Origin of the sequence: Jonesia quinghaiensis DSM 15701, from assembly GCF_000423205.1 — a bacterium.
Taxonomy (GTDB): Bacteria; Actinomycetota; Actinomycetes; order Actinomycetales; family Cellulomonadaceae; genus Jonesia; species Jonesia quinghaiensis.
In genome coordinates this window covers 1-15978 of record NZ_AUHN01000010.1, presented here as the reverse complement: position 1 = coordinate 15978, position 15978 = coordinate 1, and the positions used below count along the sequence as shown (strand labels likewise).

The window sequence follows — 15978 nt, the reverse complement described above, 5'->3', positions numbered from 1 at the left end:
TTCGCGTGGTCACTCGGTATATCAACCCATCATCAGGCAAGATGGAACCTATGGATAGGCAGCAAGAGTTCGTGCTACGCACGGTAGAAGAGCGCGACGTACGCTTCATACGTCTCTGGTTCACAGATGTGCTGGGCATGCTCAAATCTGTGGCGATCGCCCCAGCCGAACTCGAGTCAGCCTTCGCCGAAGGCATCGGGTTCGACGGCTCCGCCATTGAAGGGCTCACCCGCGTCTACGAAGCTGACATGGTCGCCCGCCCCGACCCAACAACGTTCTCGTTGTTACCATGGCGCGGCGAAACCCAAGGAACAGCCAGGATGTTCTGCGACATCCTCAACCCGGACGGCACCCCGTCCCTCGCAGACTCACGCAACGTCCTGAAACGGGCCATGGACAAAGCCAGCGAACAAGGCTTCACGTTCTACACCCACCCAGAAGTTGAGTTCTACCTCTTCGAAACACCCACCAAAAACGGACCACTAGTCCCCATCGATCACGGCGGATACTTCGACCACGTCGCCCGGCCAGCAGGCCACGACTTCCGACGCCAAGTCATCACCATGCTCGAATCCATGGGAATCTCCGTAGAGTTCTCCCACCACGAAGCTGGCCCAGGCCAAAACGAAATCGACCTACGCTACGCTGACGCCCTCACCACAGCAGATAACCTCATGACCTTCAGAACCGTGGTCAAAGAGGTTGCCCTCGAACAAGGTGTCTTCGCGTCCTTCATGCCAAAACCCCTCGCCGAGCAGCCAGGGTCAGGCATGCACACCCACTTCTCCCTTTTCGAAGGGGACCGCAACGCATTCCACGAACCCGAGTCACAATACGAACTGTCCAAAACAGGACGCCAGTTCATCGCCGGGTTACTCCACCACGCAGCAGAAATTACTGCCGTCACCAACCAATACGTCAACTCCTACAAGCGCCTATGGGGCGGCTCCGAAGCACCGTCTTACGTGTGCTGGGGCCACAACAACCGCTCAGCGCTCGTCCGCGTCCCGATGTACAAACCCGGTAAATCAAACTCCACCCGGATCGAATACCGCGCCATCGACACCGCAGCCAACCCCTACCTTGCCTACGCCATCACCCTGGCAGCAGGACTCAAAGGCATCGAAGAAGGCTACGAACTACCCGACGCCACCGAAGACGACGTCTGGCACCTCACCGACGGCGAACGACGCGCCATGGGGATACGCCCCCTCCCAGAAGACCTCGACGAAGCACTCGACATCATGGAAAACTCCGAGTTCGTCGCAGAAACCCTCGGAGAACACGTGTTCGACTACTTCCTGAAAAACAAACGCGCCGAATGGAACGACTACGCACGCCAAGTCACACCATTCGAAATCAACCGACTACTCCAAGTCCTCTGATGCACCACGAAGGCGCCGGCACACCAGCCGGCGCCTTCGCCACATCTCCCACCACCCCAGAGACCCACGCCCCTGACACCATGCCAGATCCTTCCCGCGCCACCACACTCACCGGTCGCCTCGTACGCCTAGGCTTCACCGACGCCCGCCGTGCAGAGAACCTCCTCGCCGACAAAGCACTCACCGCCCTCCTCGGTGACATCACCGCAACTCACCCCCTCCTCGACGCGCTAGCGCTCGCAGCTGATCAAGACCACGCATTGTTGGGGATTGTGCGTTTGTGTGAGGCTATTTCGGAGCAACCAGTGGCGACTAGTCAGCGCCTCGCTGCAACGTTGAGGCACTTGGTGGAGCCAGACACCCCGCCAGTGCCGCCAGCGAATCTACCGGTTGTGATCAATCAGCGTGTGCGGCAACTTATTGGACTTGTCGGGTTGTCTACTGCGCTCACTGATGAGCTCATTCGCCGCCCTGAACTTCTCGAAGACATTGTTGACGAAACCCCCGGTACTGCTCTCAGCGAAGCGCAAATACGGGCTTTGCTCCTAGAGTCCGTCGACGCAGACCCAGCTACCACGACGCCAATTGCTGGGCAAACGTGTGACAGTGCAGCGCTGCCTGAAGACCCCACCTATTACATTGATGCGATGCGCCGCGAATACCGCAGGCTACTGATGAAAGTTGCGGCCACTGATCTGGCTCATGAGCAACCCACTGACATCATGCCTGACGTTGCGGCTTCCCTCGCTGACCTTGCTGCAGGAGCCTTGGAAGCTTCTCTCGCTATCGCACGGTTTAACCACCCTACGCACGGAACTGAGGTGCGTCTCAGTGTGTTGGGAATGGGAAAGTGTGGCGGCCGTGAGCTGAATTATGTGTCAGATGTTGACGTCATCTACGTCGTGGAACCAACTGATGGGCACACTGAAGACCAAGCGTGTGAGGTGGGGGCAACCCTCGCCCAAGACCTTGCTGTGGCGTGTTCTGGTGTGAGCACAGAACCAGCGTTGTGGCCTGTCGATGCTGCTCTGCGCCCTGAGGGGAAAAATGGCCCGCTTGTACGGACTCTGGCATCGCATGTCAGTTACTACGAACGGTGGGCGAAAACCTGGGAGTTCCAAGCCCTGTTGAAAGCGCGCCACGTTGCTGGCGACGCTGAGTTGTCAACTGCCTACCTTGACGTTCTCAACCCCATGGTGTGGACGGCCGTGGAGCGTGACAACTTCGTCGAAGATGCGCAGGCGATGCGTCGCCGCGTTGAAGAGCATGTTCCAGCCCAGGAAGCCGCACGCCAAATCAAACTGGGTAAAGGTGGGTTGCGTGATGTTGAGTTCACGATGCAACTCCTGCAGTTGGTCCATGGGCGATCCGATGACACGATTCACAGTGCTACAACGCTGACTGCGTTGGAGCAACTCGTTGCTGGTGGCTACATTGGGCGGGAGCACGCTACCCGTTTAGCCTCGTGCTATCGGCTCCTTCGCACCATGGAGCATCGCATCCAAATGCGTCGCATGCACCGCAGTCACCTGATCCCCACTCAGGAACGTGAACTGGAAATTCTTGGACGGGCCATGAACATGCGCCGCGATTCGGCGAAGACCGTGGTCAATGCGTGGAAAAATACTCGCCGCGATGTCCGGTCCCTCCACGAGGACATGTTCTACCGGCCTTTGTTGCCTGCTACCGCGCGCCTCTCCGCTGACGAAGCCTCCCTAGCCCCCAAAGCAGCCCAAGCACGTTTGCGCGCTATTGGTTACCGGCATCCGGAAGGAGCGATGCGCCATATCAGCGCCCTGACGGACGGCGTGACACGGAGGGCTTCCATTCAACGGCATTTGTTGCCTGTGATGTTGGGATGGTTTGCTGAAGGAGCTGACCCTGACGCTGGGTTGCTGGCGTTTAGGACCCTGTCAGAGGAACTTGGTACCACCCACTGGTATCTCAAAATGCTGCGCGACTCCGGGCAAGTCGCAAACCGGCTTGCTTATCTTCTGTCTACCTCACGGTATGTTTCAGACGCACTATCGCGCTCACCGGAATCTGTTGCGTGGCTCGATAATGACACAGACGTGACGATCCGAAGTAAAGAGCGCCTAGCCAGTGAGCTTGACGCAATTTTGACGCGTGCCGATGACGCAGCAACCGCAACCACCCTGATCAGGGCAATTAGACGCCGTGAACTAGCGCGGACCGCAACCGCGAAATTGTTGGGTTTAACCGAACCACGCGCCGTCGCCCACGGCATTACCGATGCTGCGGACGTCACCATGGATGGTGCGCTGCGGATCGCGAGGCACGTAGTAACGCAAGCCATGTCATTAGACACTGTCCCAGCGCAGTTCGCCATTATCGCCATGGGGCGTATGGGCGGGCGTGAGATGGGATACGGGTCCGATGCTGACGTGATGTTTGTGTACCACCCCATCAATGGGGCACAAGAACAGGTAGCGAACCAGTATGCACTGCAACTGGCGACAGCGGTGAAAAAAATCCTCACCGACGCGAACCCCGAACCCAGCCTCGATGTTGATGCTGACCTGCGTCCCGAAGGCCGCAGCGGGCCACTGGTGCGATCACTGGACGCATACCGTGAATACTATGAGCGGTGGTTCCAGCCCTGGGAACAACAAGCACTGCTCCGCGCCCGCGCAGTGGCTGGTGACAACGAGTTAAGGGAACAGTTCACAGAACTCATTGACCCGCTACGGTACCCACAAGGTGGTATACCGTCTTCAACGGTCCGCGAAATTCGACGCATCAAAGCGCGAGTTGAAGCTGAACGACTACCTCGCGGAGTTCACCCGAACCACCACCTCAAACTTGGTCGTGGGGCGATCAGTGACGTGGAATGGTTGGTGCAACTTATCCAACTAGAACACGGGCATCGGGTCTCGGGGTTGCGCACAACAGAAACGTTGAGAGCTCTGCAGGCAGCAACTGACGCGGGAATCGTCTCCCCAGAGGACGCAACGTTTTTGCGCCATGCATGGCAACTTGCGTCTGATCTGCGGGACGCGAACGTGCTGTGGTCGGGGCGCACGACAGGTGCGCACGTGGATGTTCTACCGCAGGATCGGGTGTCACTTGGTGGTGTTGGGCGGGTCCTGGGATACACCAGCGACAGTGCACACCTCGTAGAGGAAGATTACCTCCGGGCAGCGCGACGGGCGCGAAACGTTATGGAACGACTATTTTACGGAATTGACGAGTAGATACCGCCCGCGTTACCGGCTTTCTGTCCCAGCAGGATCGCTGTCCTCAGATCCTTCGAGAGGTTCAGAGTCTTTTTCAGGTGATGACGTCGAGGAGCGTCCCACACCGCGCGGGTCACGGAGCATCTCTGAATCGATCAACTCATGACGTCGCAAATACGTTGATGCGATCGCGGTGATCGTTGCGGCCACAGGTAAGGCTAAAAATGCGCCGAGTGCGCCAAATACAGCACCAAAACCAAGGACCACGATAAGGGCGACAGCGGGATTCAGTTCCAGTGCACGAGCCGAAATCTTCGGAGACAACCACAGGTTTTCGATTTGCTGGTACGCCACAATGAAAATCAAAATGGCCACCGCGTCAGTCAAACTACCTGTTGTCAACGCAAAAACAATGGGTAAAGCGCCACCGATATACGTACCGATGGTGGGAACAAACTGTGAGACCACGCCAGTGAACACAGCAAGTGGTAGGGCGTAGGGGACATCAATGATCTGTAGGAATATCGCTGTGAAGAACGAACAAATTGCGGCAAGCAGGAAACGCGAGTTGATATAGTCAGCAATTTTGCGCTGCGTGATGTCCCAGAGTCGCAACACCTCAGTTTGATGTGCTGGGCTCAGCCATGCACAGATTGACGCGCGGAACCGTGGGCCAGCAGCGCACAGGTAATACGCAACCAACAGCACAACAGAGAGGTTAAAGAGGAACGACACCAACCCGGCACCAATAGCCAAAGCTTGGTTCGCAGCCTCAGCAGAACCAATTTGATCGATCAGTTGCTTTTGGAGCTGACTCATTTCAGGAACGTCATACTCGGTGCGCCGTTCAATCCATAGGGCAATGGAATCGTACATGTCAGGCAGAGTTTTGATGAGTTGTGTGGCCTGATCGATGAACATTCGGCCAAAAACTGCTACCACCACGATAGCCGTCACGAGCGCACCAAAGATTGTGACCGCAGTTGCCGCGCCACGCTTCCACCCGCGGCGCACAAACCAAATAATCATTGGTTCAAGGGCGAGTGACAAAAACAAAGCAATCACGAGGTTAATGATCAAACCAGTGAGTGACCCCATCGCCCGCCACAAGAAAATAGCAACGAATATTGTGATGACCGTGATCCATAACGCTTTCATGAACCACCGTGGCGGGCGAGGTGAGGTAAACCAGTCACCGGTGTACTCGTTGTCGAACTTGGAAGAGGCCAAATAATCGTCAGGGTCGCGAGGAGTAGGTGCCTCATCAAGCGACAAGCCGAGTTCACTGGCTTTTTCGCGTTCTGTTGGCGACGCGAAAGCTAGGCGTTTTGAGGCGTCAACCATGCGGGAGGTAAACGCAGAGATTCGCTTGAGGTCCACGAGAATTCCTTTGGGCAGGGTGGTATTGATTCGACCGTATCACCAGCTGTCTTTTGTGGACGGCGGAAACTCCATGCATACGACAAGATCACGGTTGAAAACAACAAGGGGTAACGAGGGGTGCCCTGCTAGGCTGCAATGAACTTCACGAGGGGGAACTTCATCGCGTGCGACAACACGAACCTCACGTCAAAACACTGGTGGCAATGGCGCTATGGGTCATGTGGGGGATACGGAGGCGTTTCCAGCGCCTGTAGACCGGCCACGGGACAAACTAAAGCACTCAAGAAACGCCATTGGGGCCAACCACAAAAGTGTGGTTGGCCCCTATGTGTGCAATCTAGCCCGCACTATTGGCACCGATCACGGCCAACGAGTGCAGGCCGATTAGCTATGACGATTTACACGTCGTAGTACAACTCGAACTCGTATGGGTGTGGACGCAAGCTCATTGGCTCGAGTTCCTTCTCACGCTTGTAAGCGATCCATGTCTGGATGAGGTCTTCAGGGAAGACTCCGCCAACGGTCAAGAAGTCATGGTCAGCTTCGAGTGCTTCGAGTGCTTCACCAAGTGATTCTGGCACCTTAGCGATTTGGGTGTACTCCTCCGGTGGGAGCTCGTACAGGTCCTTGTCGATTGGGTCTGGTGGTTCGATGCGGTTCTTGATTCCGTCTAGACCAGCAAGCAACTGAGCGGCGAAAGCCAAGTATGGGTTCGCTGTTGGGTCTGGTACGCGGAACTCAACGCGCTTTGCTTTAGCGTTGTTACCGGTGACAGGCACGCGGATAGCTGCTGAACGGTTACGAGCCGAGTACACCAGGTTCACTGGTGCTTCATAGCCGGGAACCAAACGACGGTAGGAGTTGATGGAAGGGTTGGTGAAAGCGAGCACTGCTGGTGCGTGCTTCAACAAACCACCGATGTACCAACGCGCCATGTCAGATAGACCGCCATAGCCCTTCTCATCGAAGAACAGAGGCTTGCCGTCTTTCCACAGCGACTGGTGGCAGTGCATACCGGAACCGTTGTCACCGAAGATTGGCTTAGGCATGAAGGTCACAGTCTTGCCCTGGGCCCATGCTGAGTTCTTCACAACATACTTGAACTTCATCAAGTCATCGCCAGCGGCGGTGAGGGTGCTGAAGCGGTAGTTGATTTCTTGCTGCCCTGCAGTACCGACCTCGTGGTGTGCGCGCTCTACATCGATCCCGACAGCAGCGAGGTCAGCGCAGATTTCGTCACGGAAGTCAGCGAAGTGGTCAAGTGGTGAAACGGGGAAGTACCCGCCCTTGGTACGGGTTTTGTAACCCTTGTTGAAGCCTTCTTCTTCACGGCCCATGTTCCACGCAGCGGTGCCTGACTCAATTTCGTACAGTGTTGAGCCGGGGGTGGTCTGGTAACGGATACCGTCGAAAGCGTAGAACTCTGCCTCAGGCCCGAAGAAAACGGTGTCTGCGATACCGGTTGACTTCAAGTACGCCTCGGCGCGCTGGGCAACATTGCGTGGGTCGCGTGAGTAGGGTTCACCAGTGAATGGGTCCACAATCGAGAAGTTGACGACGAGCGTCTTCCGCTTGCGGTAAGGGTCGATGTAAGCCGTCGTAACATCAGGCACGAGCTTCATGTCTGACTCGTGGATGGCCTGGAAACCGCGGATCGATGATCCGTCGAACATCATGCCCTCGGTGAATGCGTCCGCATCGAATTGCTCGATCGGAACGTTGAAGTGCTGCATCTGGCCCGGAAGGTCACAGAAGCGTGCGTCGACGAACTCGACGTTCTCTTCCTTCAGGAAGGCAATTGCTTCCTCGGGGGTTTGGAACATCCGTTACTCCTTGATCGGTGGTGCCCTCAATGCTGGGCTGTACAAGAATCTACGGGGTGGGGGTTTCCCTGCGGTGTACCTTATGTTTCGCGGTTGTTACACATTCGCGTTCTGTGTGACATTCAGGTAGCCGACCCTGTGGATCTACGTTCCTCTCCCACGTTACCTGAAGCACATTGCCTTGTGAGGTCGTGTTCATCAGATGGCGGGTAGTCTATGTGAGTGGCTTCACGCAAAGACTTCAGTTCCTGGCTCGGTGGGCAAACACCACAAGAAGGAAGCCGAGAAGCGGCGCTTCGTCGGTATCACATCCCTGAACAGGGCCCTGGATCGCCTGCACCGCTCGGCCGACGCGTCATTGCGTTGATTATTGATTGGCTGGTAGCTAGCGGGATTGCTTGGCTTCTGTTTAACGGGCATGCTCTGGGGCAACTGGGAGTATTTGTTGGTGTGACGATAATTCTGGTCGCAACGCTAGGGCACACTATCGGCCACCGTCTATGCGGCATACGTGTGCGTACGGAGCACACAGCGAACGGGTATGTGGGGTTCGCCGCCGCGATTATTCGTACTCTTCTATTGAGTCTTGTCATTCCTGCCGTGGTCTGGGATTCCTCAGGGCGAGGCTTGCATGACATGGCCGCCCGAACATTTATTGTTCGCCGCTGACCACGACGGCTTATGACTGTGGGGGTGTCACACAAACGTGTGACACCCCCACAGTCATAAGCCTAGACGCGGTGCATCAAAGCTATTGTCGGATTAGCGCATACCTCGACGGTCAGGCCGGGCACGCATCGGGTCTACGCCTTTAGGAATGGGCAGTCTCATTTGGCCCAATGCCATGAGGCGTTTGTTGACTTCACCAAGTTCTGCTTTGGTCAACTTTGGCTTGAGCTTTTGAACGGTGCGCACAAGCTTGGCGACAGGAACTTGACCTTCTTCATGGCCAACCTGAATAACTGTCACAGGGACACCAGGCAAAATACGCTGAAGCCGGCGTTGTTCTTTATCAACCATGCGCTCTACACGTTTAGCGGGGCCTTCAGTAATGAGCACAACACCTGGGCGCCCAACACCACGGAAAACCAAATCCTGAGTCTTGGGATCCATCGCAACAGGCTCTTCGGGGAAGGACCAGCCACGGCGAATCGTGTTTAGCACGGCACGGGAGGCGCCCTTTTGGCCATCAAGAAGCCCGTACTGCACCTTTTCAGCGCGGCGTGCCAGCACGAACATGCCAGCAAGCACAGCGAAGGGCAAACCAACGATGACAAGATAAATCAGTTGGTTAATCAAGAGTCCAACGACGACAGCGACCGCCAAAACGATGGCAGCCCAACCGAGAATCCACCACCGTGTGGCAGGGTCGTGCTGCACCGTTAGTTTGTACACCTGGTGTACCTGGTGATACCAACGGACCTTTTTCGGTTTCTTCTGCTTGCCGCCTTCCGCAGGGACATCGGCAGAGGTGTTCTTGCGAGCCATGGCTACCAGTCTAGTCGGGGATTGTGCGGTTGAGCGCACATCAGGCGAGAGGGGCTTTCGCCGTGGGCGAATGTGCGGTGATGAAAGCGGCTTCTTGCCGTGACACTGTTGGTTCGCTGAGGTGGGCAAGAGCCTCTGGAACGGGAAGTCCGCGCCGTCCCATTGCTTGGCCCCATAGCCTTCCGGCTCGGTATGACGAGCGAACGAGGGGACCGGACATTACTCCAAGGAATCCAATACGTTCTGCCTCGTTCGACAATTCCACAAACTCTTCTGGGCGTACCCACCGATCCACGGGGTGGTGGCGTGGAGTGGGGCGCAAATATTGGGTGATTGTCAACAAGTCGCATCCAGCCTCATGCAAGGACACCATTGCTTCAACGATCTCGTCTGTTGTTTCGCCCATTCCGAGGATCAGGTTTGATTTTGTGATCAGGCCTGCGTCTCTGGCGCGGGTAATGACAGACAGTGAGCGTTCGTAGCGGAAGCCTGGGCGAATCGCTTTGAAAATTCGCGGAACAGTTTCCACGTTATGGGCCAACACCTCGGGGCGGGACTCATTGACCTGGTCAAGGAGTTCGGGGATCGCGTTAAAGTCCGGGATGAGAAGTTCTACACCGGTGGTTGGGTTCATGGCATGGATCTGGCGGACAGTTTCGGCATATAGCCACGCGCCCCCGTCAGGCAGGTCGTCGCGAGCCACTCCGGTTACGGTGGAATACCGCAAACCCATTTCTTGAACGGACAACGCAACGCGTCTTGGCTCATCGGCATCAAATTCCGCAGGTTTGCCGGTGTCGATCTGGCAGAAGTCACACCGTCGTGTGCATTGATCTCCACCAATGAGGAATGTTGCTTCACGGTCTTCCCAGCACTCGTAAATGTTGGGGCAGCCAGCTTCTTCGCACACAGTGTGCAAATTTCCTGACTTGACCAGTGATTTGATGTCTGAGTATTCAGGGCCAACAGTTGCCCTGGTTTTAATCCACTCTGGTTTTTTCTCAATAGGTACTTGGGAGTTGCGCGCTTCGATGCGCAGCATCTTACGACCCTCTGCGGGAATGGCCATGGAGTTCTCCTTCAGTGCGAGATCTGTGGTGCGCAATGCACCAGGGAGCGAACAGTTGTCAGGGGGCCAATGAGGTGTTGTAGTTCCTCGTCAAGGATAGGGACAGCATCATCAGTTGTAATGGTGTGTCCAGCCTCGAGGCTCAGTGTTGACACGCCTGCGTCACTAATACCGCAAGGCACGATGTGTTGGTAGGGCTCCAGCGAGTTATTGCAGTTCAAAGCAATCCCGTGCATGGAAACACCTTGGGCAACACGTACCCCAATTGCGCACAGCTTGCGGTCCATCCCGGCAGGGTTAGCGACCCACACACCGGAGCGACCTTCCACGCGTTTTGTGGCGACACCCAAGCGTGCACAACTGCGCATCACAGCTTCCTCGAGGTCACGAACATAGCGAACAACATCAATCGGAGGGGCAAGGCGAACTATGGGGTATGCGACGAGTTGACCTGGGCCATGCCAGGTAATTTTTCCGCCACGATCAACGTCAATGGTGGGTACTAGTGTTTTTTCCGCCGCACGGGTGCGTTTCCCGGCGGTGTACACGCCCTCATGCTCAACAAATATGACGCTTGGCGGCTCAGTGCCTGCAACAACGGCGGCATGAAGTTGCCGCTGAAGCGTCAGCGCGTCAGCGAAAGGGATGGAATGGATGGTCGCATGGGGCGAAGCGGTGTCCACACCGTCACCGTAACCCCCGGCGTACCATCAGGGCGAACTGGGCCGACATGTGGATGCTGTGCTGAGTAGGATGGTTCTATGACTTTCTTCCGGAAATCTAGCCCGCGCGCAGCGTTGACAGGCTATGGGATGGCAGGTCGACAGATCCACACCCCGCTCCTTCAGGAGGCAGGGTGGAATGTCACCGCGGTTGTGACCAACAACACTGATCGGGCTAACCAGGCGCGTGACGATTGGGGTGCACCGCAGATTTTGTCCACAGTGGAAGAGCTCATTTCTCGACGTGATGACTACGACGTCGTCATCATTGTGAGCCCCAGCGCAACACACCACGATCAAGCAACACAACTCATTGAAGCGGGCATCCCCGTGATCGTGGATAAACCGCTTGCCGTCGGCACCCAAGCAGCGCAAAGCATCGTTGACGCCGCGAGTCGACACAACGTTCCCCTCACCGTTTTCCAGAACAGGCGATGGGACCGTGAACAACTCACCCTTCGCCACCTCGTTGACACTCACCAACTAGGGGACATTCACACGTTTGAACGGCGATGGGAACGGTGGCGCCCAGAACCAAAAAATAGGTGGAAAGAGAACGACCCAGCCTCTGGTGGGCTCCTCCACGACCTTGGCGCCCACCTCGTTGATTCAGCAGTGCAACTCTTTGGTCCCGTAGGCAGCGTTCACGCAACGGTGCGCTCCCTCACAACACCAGCAAATGACGATGTTTTCCTCACATTGACCCATGAAAACGGCGTTGTGTCGCGCCTCCAAGCCGGAGCGCTGGTGGGCGCTCCAGGCCCGCGAACACGCGTACTGGGGTCGCGTGGCGCGTATTGCGTCACCCAGTTCGAAGGAGAAGCAACGCCATTTAGTGACCCAGTAGTGCTCACGGAGCAACACGAAGGGTGGATGAGCCGAGGCAACGAAACTGTTCCTGTCCCGGCAGCTTCTGGGAACCACGCTGACTTCTACCGAGAATCGCAACAGTGGCTTGCTGGTGACCGAAGTGCACCTGTCGATCCGCAGGACGCCGTGTACACAGCACATATTCTTGACCTTGCGCAGACCAGCGCTGACCACAACACCGTTGAGAGAGTCACTCAGGTGCGGTAACACCTCACAGTGGGGACCACTGCACTGTGGAAAAGGGGAAATTGACCCCCACAATGAGGTGGAATAGTAACCATGTCCCACCTCCATGACGCGGACGTCGCGATCCTCGCTGACGCCGGCATCACGATTAATAACGTGCTCATCCCTCATGCGTTGACCCCTCACGGGCCGTGCACCATTTTGGATGCCGAACGCCACGGTGAACCCGTTCGCTTACGCGTCCAATGGTACGAACAGGCACAGCAAGCCAAAGACGCAGCGGGCACGTGGGAAAAACTCGCACAAGACCTGTCCCGTAACCATGAGCACGTGGAGCCACTCCACGCCGCTATCGCACTAACCACCGCAGTTGTGCTTGTGACGGAACCGACCCGGCCGCTGACCAGGGAACTTGCTCGACGACCAGCAGACCCAGCTGGATCCGTGTCGGTGCTCTCGCAACTTGTCACTGCGATCATGACGTTGCGCACGCTAGGGCATGAGCCTGACCACCTCGCTACTGGGGATCTGCTGCTTGACGTAGATGACAACGTCCTCATCAGCCACACGACAACATTGCGCACCCCAGGTGTCACGGAAGGTGGGCGCCGTCGAACAATGGGTATCGTTGAGCAACTACGTGCCGTGCTCACCGACCTCGCGCGCGCAGGTTTGATCGACAATGGAGTTGCACTCCATGCGAGTCAGCAACTCACAACAGTTATAGAGCACGCCGGTCCGCATGCGATGGGTGACGCTGCACTGACTCTCCATGACACAGCAGAGGAACCAGCCTCTGCATCGGAAACTCCGCGACCCGCGGAGTCACCTGAGACGGCACGTAAGTCACAAGCACTACCGCGACCAACAACATCGCCAGGTGAGCGCACGGGCCAAGGAACTCACAGTAAACGCAAAGTGCCTGTCATTGCAGGCATCGTAGGAACCGCCATCGTTCTGATGGGCGTGACCTGGGGCGCAATGACCTGGGGATCTGGTGCAGACCCACGTCGCACCCCGGCTAGTACAACTGATGACGGCGTGGTCGCCGTTGAGGAGACACCCCAACTGACAGCAGAAGAAGAAACTGCTGTCAGTGAGGTGCAAGACCTCATCACCTTGCGTTACACAACCATCATTGATCAAACGCAAGACACCACTGCGGAGATTGATACATCGTCGTTCGCTGTGGAAGGCAGCGATATCGCAACCCAAACAGCTGATCTCGTTGCGTCATTACGCCAACAGAAAGTCTCCGTCTCCCAAGCAGACGTTACATTCGCCGACGCACTCGTGGAAGACCTGTCCCCGGACACTGCAACTGTGATAGTGGACTACCAGCTCCACCAAACACTTGCAGGAGTGGGGGAGGATTCAACGGAAGCAACCTACCAGGAGCAGGCACGTGTCGTTGTCCACAGGGAAGATGCCGACTGGCTTCTTGCTTCGGTGACGGCACCTACGGCGGATGAATCAGAGAGCTAAACGCTAAACACACGCTATTGAGTGCGTGCCCACTGCGCTGCTTTGTCAACAGTGGGGTGGTGCCACGTGAAGCCAAGTTCCTCAAGGATGCGTGGTTGAACAACGACCCCACGGGTAATTTCTCGTGAAAATTCACCAAGAACTAGGCGCAGCGCAGGGGATGGCACGGTAAAGAGCGCGGGGCGGTGATATGCCTCTGCGAAGTGTTGGGTAAGAACCCGGTTAGAGACTGTCCCCGGGGCAACCAGGTTGACCGGCCCCCACGCTTCAGGGGAGTCCATGAGGAACATGCAAGCACGGACGTGATCCTCAAGAGTGATCCAACTCCATGCTTGTTTCCCGGATCCAAGTGGCCCACCAACTCCCATTTTCAAGGGGAGGAGTAGTTGCTTTAGCGCCCCACCTTCCGGGGATAAGACGATCCCGGTGCGGAGGAAAACTACCCGGGCGCCAGCAGTCATTGCTGATTTTGCTTCTGCTTCCCAAGCACGGCAGACAGCTGCAAGGTACGTTGAGCCTGAGAACGACGTCTCATCCACGTCGCTATCAGGGAACCCATAAAAGCCTGTAGCAGATGCCTGCAAGAGCGTTCGTGGGGGAGTGTCTGACCGGGCGATAGCATGGGCTAAAGTGGCGGTTGCTTTAACGCGGGAATCAAGAATTTTCTTCTTATAAGCCTTGTCCCATCGCTTTCCGCCGATGCTTGCACCAGCGAGGTTCACGACAACGTCAGCTGAATCGATCACACGCTGGGGCACAAACCCCCGAGCTGGGTCCCAGGTGACGGTACTGAGACCATCAGCTGCATGTGTGCGTCCAGTGGCAGCACGGGTGAGGTGTATGACGCGGTCTCCGCGAGCCCGAAGCGCTCTGGATAGGGCTTGTCCTATCAGTCCGCTAGCGCCGGCAATCACAACGGTGCGAGGTGTACGAGTGTCGTTCATGATTCCAACAGTAATCAGGTTGAGCCGTTGATGCCGGGTGAAGGAGTGAGCGACATGCCACAGACGGGCATCAGTTTTACCTGATGCCCGCCTGTGTGAGGTGGTGCTTAGTGTGTGATTGAGTGCATCACAGACCGAGGTTGCCCTCGAATGCGCCTTCTTCGATGCGTGCCTTCACTGCGGAGAGGAAGCGTGACGCGTCCGCTCCGTCAACGAGACGGTGGTCGTAAGAGATAGCAAGGTAGGTGAAGGTGCGGATAGCGATGACGTCTTCGCCGTCTGCTCCCTTGACGACTGCTGCACGTTTCACCATTGTGCCGGTGCCCATGATGGCTGAGGTGCCAACTGGAACGATGGGGGTGTCGAACAACGCCCCGCCTGAACCGGTGTTGGTGATGGTGAACGTCGCGCCAGAAAGCTCGTCAGGCTTGACCTTGTTGTCACGGGTGCGTGCGCCAAGGTCAGCAATTGATGTGGCAAAACCGGAGAGGTCAAGGTCTCCAGCGTTCTTCACAACTGGCACGAGCAACCCACGAGGAGTGTCTACCGCGATGCCGATGTGTTCTGCCTCGGGGTAAGTGATTGTTTTGTCAGCCAAAACCCCGTTGATCTTGGGGTACGCCTTCAACGCTTCTGCAGCTGCCAAGGCGTAGAACGACAGGAACGTGAGGTTCGCGCCGTGCTTCTCCTTGAATGCTTCCTTCACCTTGGTCCGCAGGCGGACAACGTTGGTGACATCCACCTCCATGACGGTGGTGAGCTGAGCTTGAGTCTGCAGTGCTTCAACCATGCGCTCAGCAATGATCTGACGCAGACGAGAGGCTTTTTCGGTGGTTCCACGAAGGTCGGAGACAGGCAAGATCGTTGATGGCTTCTTGCTGTCGCCTGATGGTGCGGAGGAGCCTGTTGCTGCTGGAGCAGGTTGGCTAGCAGGTGCTGCCTTCTCCGCTGCAGCCAAGACGTCTTCTTTACGAATACGCCCACCGATTCCCGTACCAGTGACGGTTGCGAGATCGACGCCCTTCTCGGCAGCCAATTTGCGCACGAGAGGTGTGAGGTAACCACCCTTGAGCGCGGAATTTTGTGCAGGCTTTGCAGGAGCAGCAGGTTCAGCCGGAGCGGGAGTCTGCGCTGCTGGTGCAGGAGCGACAGGCGTGGACGCTGCGGGGGCGGCCGATGCTGCGGCTGGTGCTGGGGTTTGTGCTGCGGGCGCTGGTGCTGATTCAGCGGCCGGTGCAGCTGATGCTGCGGCTGGGGCGGGTTGTGACCCGTCGCCGATGATTGCGAGGACAGCGCCGACCTCAACTGTTTCGTCTTCTTGGACAAGGATTTGTCCGAGAACACCGGCAACAGGTGAAGGAACTTCGGTGTCTACCTTGTCGGTGGATACCTCCAGGAGTGGTTCATCGACCTCGACGGTGTCGCC

At 56.8% G+C, this 15978-nt stretch carries 12 protein-coding genes; 5 read left to right on the top strand and 7 right to left on the bottom strand.

Annotation, left to right across the window (positions count from 1 at the left end):
- Positions 1 to 50: 50 nt before the first annotated feature.
- Positions 51 to 1385: a glutamine synthetase family protein gene (locus G538_RS0109560; RefSeq protein WP_029069148.1), complete on the top strand. Its 1335-nt coding sequence runs from the start codon at positions 51 to 53 to the stop codon at positions 1383 to 1385.
- Positions 1386 to 1465: 80 nt separating this feature from the next.
- Complete coding sequence (locus tag G538_RS0109555) at positions 1466 to 4600, top strand: bifunctional [glutamine synthetase] adenylyltransferase/[glutamine synthetase]-adenylyl-L-tyrosine phosphorylase (RefSeq protein ID WP_029069147.1); 3135 nt, start codon at positions 1466 to 1468, stop codon at positions 4598 to 4600.
- Positions 4601 to 4612: 12 nt separating this feature from the next.
- Here the strand turns inward: G538_RS0109555 and G538_RS16075 are convergent, their stop codons facing one another.
- Complete coding sequence (locus tag G538_RS16075; protein ID WP_084618293.1) at positions 4613 to 5962, bottom strand: AI-2E family transporter; 1350 nt, start codon at positions 5960 to 5962, stop codon at positions 4613 to 4615.
- A 401-nt stretch (positions 5963 to 6363) separates the two neighbouring features.
- A complete protein-coding gene (glnA, locus tag G538_RS0109545; RefSeq protein ID WP_029069146.1) occupies positions 6364 to 7788 on the bottom strand; it encodes a type I glutamate--ammonia ligase in 1425 nt (474 codons plus the stop codon).
- A 222-nt stretch (positions 7789 to 8010) separates the two neighbouring features.
- On the opposite strand from glnA, the gene G538_RS0109540 reads away from it, so the two are divergent.
- On the top strand, positions 8011 to 8457 hold the full coding sequence (locus tag G538_RS0109540) for an RDD family protein (RefSeq protein ID WP_029069145.1): 447 nt from the start codon (positions 8011 to 8013) through the stop codon (positions 8455 to 8457).
- Positions 8458 to 8550: 93 nt separating this feature from the next.
- On the opposite strand, the gene G538_RS0109535 is transcribed toward G538_RS0109540, so the two are convergent.
- From G538_RS0109535 to lipB, 3 genes are read right to left on the bottom strand one after another with little or no spacing between them, the layout of a single operon-like run.
- Positions 8551 to 9276, bottom strand: a complete 726-nt coding sequence (locus G538_RS0109535) for a DUF4191 domain-containing protein (RefSeq protein ID WP_029069144.1) — start codon at positions 9274 to 9276, stop codon at positions 8551 to 8553.
- Positions 9277 to 9316: 40 nt separating this feature from the next.
- On the bottom strand, positions 9317 to 10345 hold the full coding sequence (gene lipA, locus G538_RS0109530) for a lipoyl synthase (protein WP_029069143.1): 1029 nt from the start codon (positions 10343 to 10345) through the stop codon (positions 9317 to 9319).
- Positions 10346 to 10356: 11 nt separating this feature from the next.
- Entirely contained in the window at positions 10357 to 11028 is a 672-nt protein-coding gene (lipB, locus tag G538_RS16070; RefSeq protein ID WP_051196891.1) for a lipoyl(octanoyl) transferase LipB, read from the bottom strand.
- Positions 11029 to 11106: 78 nt separating this feature from the next.
- On the opposite strand from lipB, the gene G538_RS16065 reads away from it, so the two are divergent.
- Positions 11107 to 12144 (top strand): Gfo/Idh/MocA family protein, encoded by a 1038-nt coding sequence (locus G538_RS16065; protein WP_035834062.1) that lies wholly within the window; start codon positions 11107 to 11109, stop codon positions 12142 to 12144.
- Positions 12145 to 12216: 72 nt separating this feature from the next.
- A complete protein-coding gene (locus G538_RS0109515) occupies positions 12217 to 13608 on the top strand; it encodes a hypothetical protein (protein ID WP_029069142.1) in 1392 nt (463 codons plus the stop codon).
- A 14-nt stretch (positions 13609 to 13622) separates the two neighbouring features.
- Here G538_RS0109515 and G538_RS0109510 read toward each other — a convergent pair whose 3' ends face one another.
- Both G538_RS0109510 and sucB read right to left on the bottom strand, forming a co-directional pair.
- Entirely contained in the window at positions 13623 to 14552 is a 930-nt protein-coding gene (locus tag G538_RS0109510) for a TIGR01777 family oxidoreductase (protein WP_029069141.1), read from the bottom strand.
- Between the two features lie 127 nt (positions 14553 to 14679).
- On the bottom strand, positions 14680 to 15978 hold a 1299-nt coding region (gene sucB, locus G538_RS0109505; protein WP_029069140.1), incomplete at its 5' end, for a 2-oxoglutarate dehydrogenase, E2 component, dihydrolipoamide succinyltransferase.

Bases quoted from the DNA above. Each gene is read 5' to 3' on its own strand.
- G538_RS0109510 (WP_029069141.1), bottom strand. From the start codon at position 14,552: ATGAACGACACTCGTACACCTCGCACCGTTGTGATTGCCGGCGCTAGC.
- lipA (WP_029069143.1), bottom strand. From the start codon at position 10,345: ATGGCCATTCCCGCAGAGGGTCGTAAGATGCTGCGCATCGAAGCGCGC.
- glnA (WP_029069146.1), bottom strand. From the start codon at position 7,788: ATGTTCCAAACCCCCGAGGAAGCAATTGCCTTCCTGAAGGAAGAGAAC.
- G538_RS0109560 (WP_029069148.1), top strand. From the start codon at position 51: ATGGATAGGCAGCAAGAGTTCGTGCTACGCACGGTAGAAGAGCGCGAC.
- G538_RS0109555 (WP_029069147.1), top strand. From the start codon at position 1,466: ATGCCAGATCCTTCCCGCGCCACCACACTCACCGGTCGCCTCGTACGC.
- G538_RS0109535 (WP_029069144.1), bottom strand. From the start codon at position 9,276: ATGGCTCGCAAGAACACCTCTGCCGATGTCCCTGCGGAAGGCGGCAAG.
- G538_RS16065 (WP_035834062.1), top strand. From the start codon at position 11,107: ATGACTTTCTTCCGGAAATCTAGCCCGCGCGCAGCGTTGACAGGCTAT.
- G538_RS0109515 (WP_029069142.1), top strand. From the start codon at position 12,217: ATGTCCCACCTCCATGACGCGGACGTCGCGATCCTCGCTGACGCCGGC.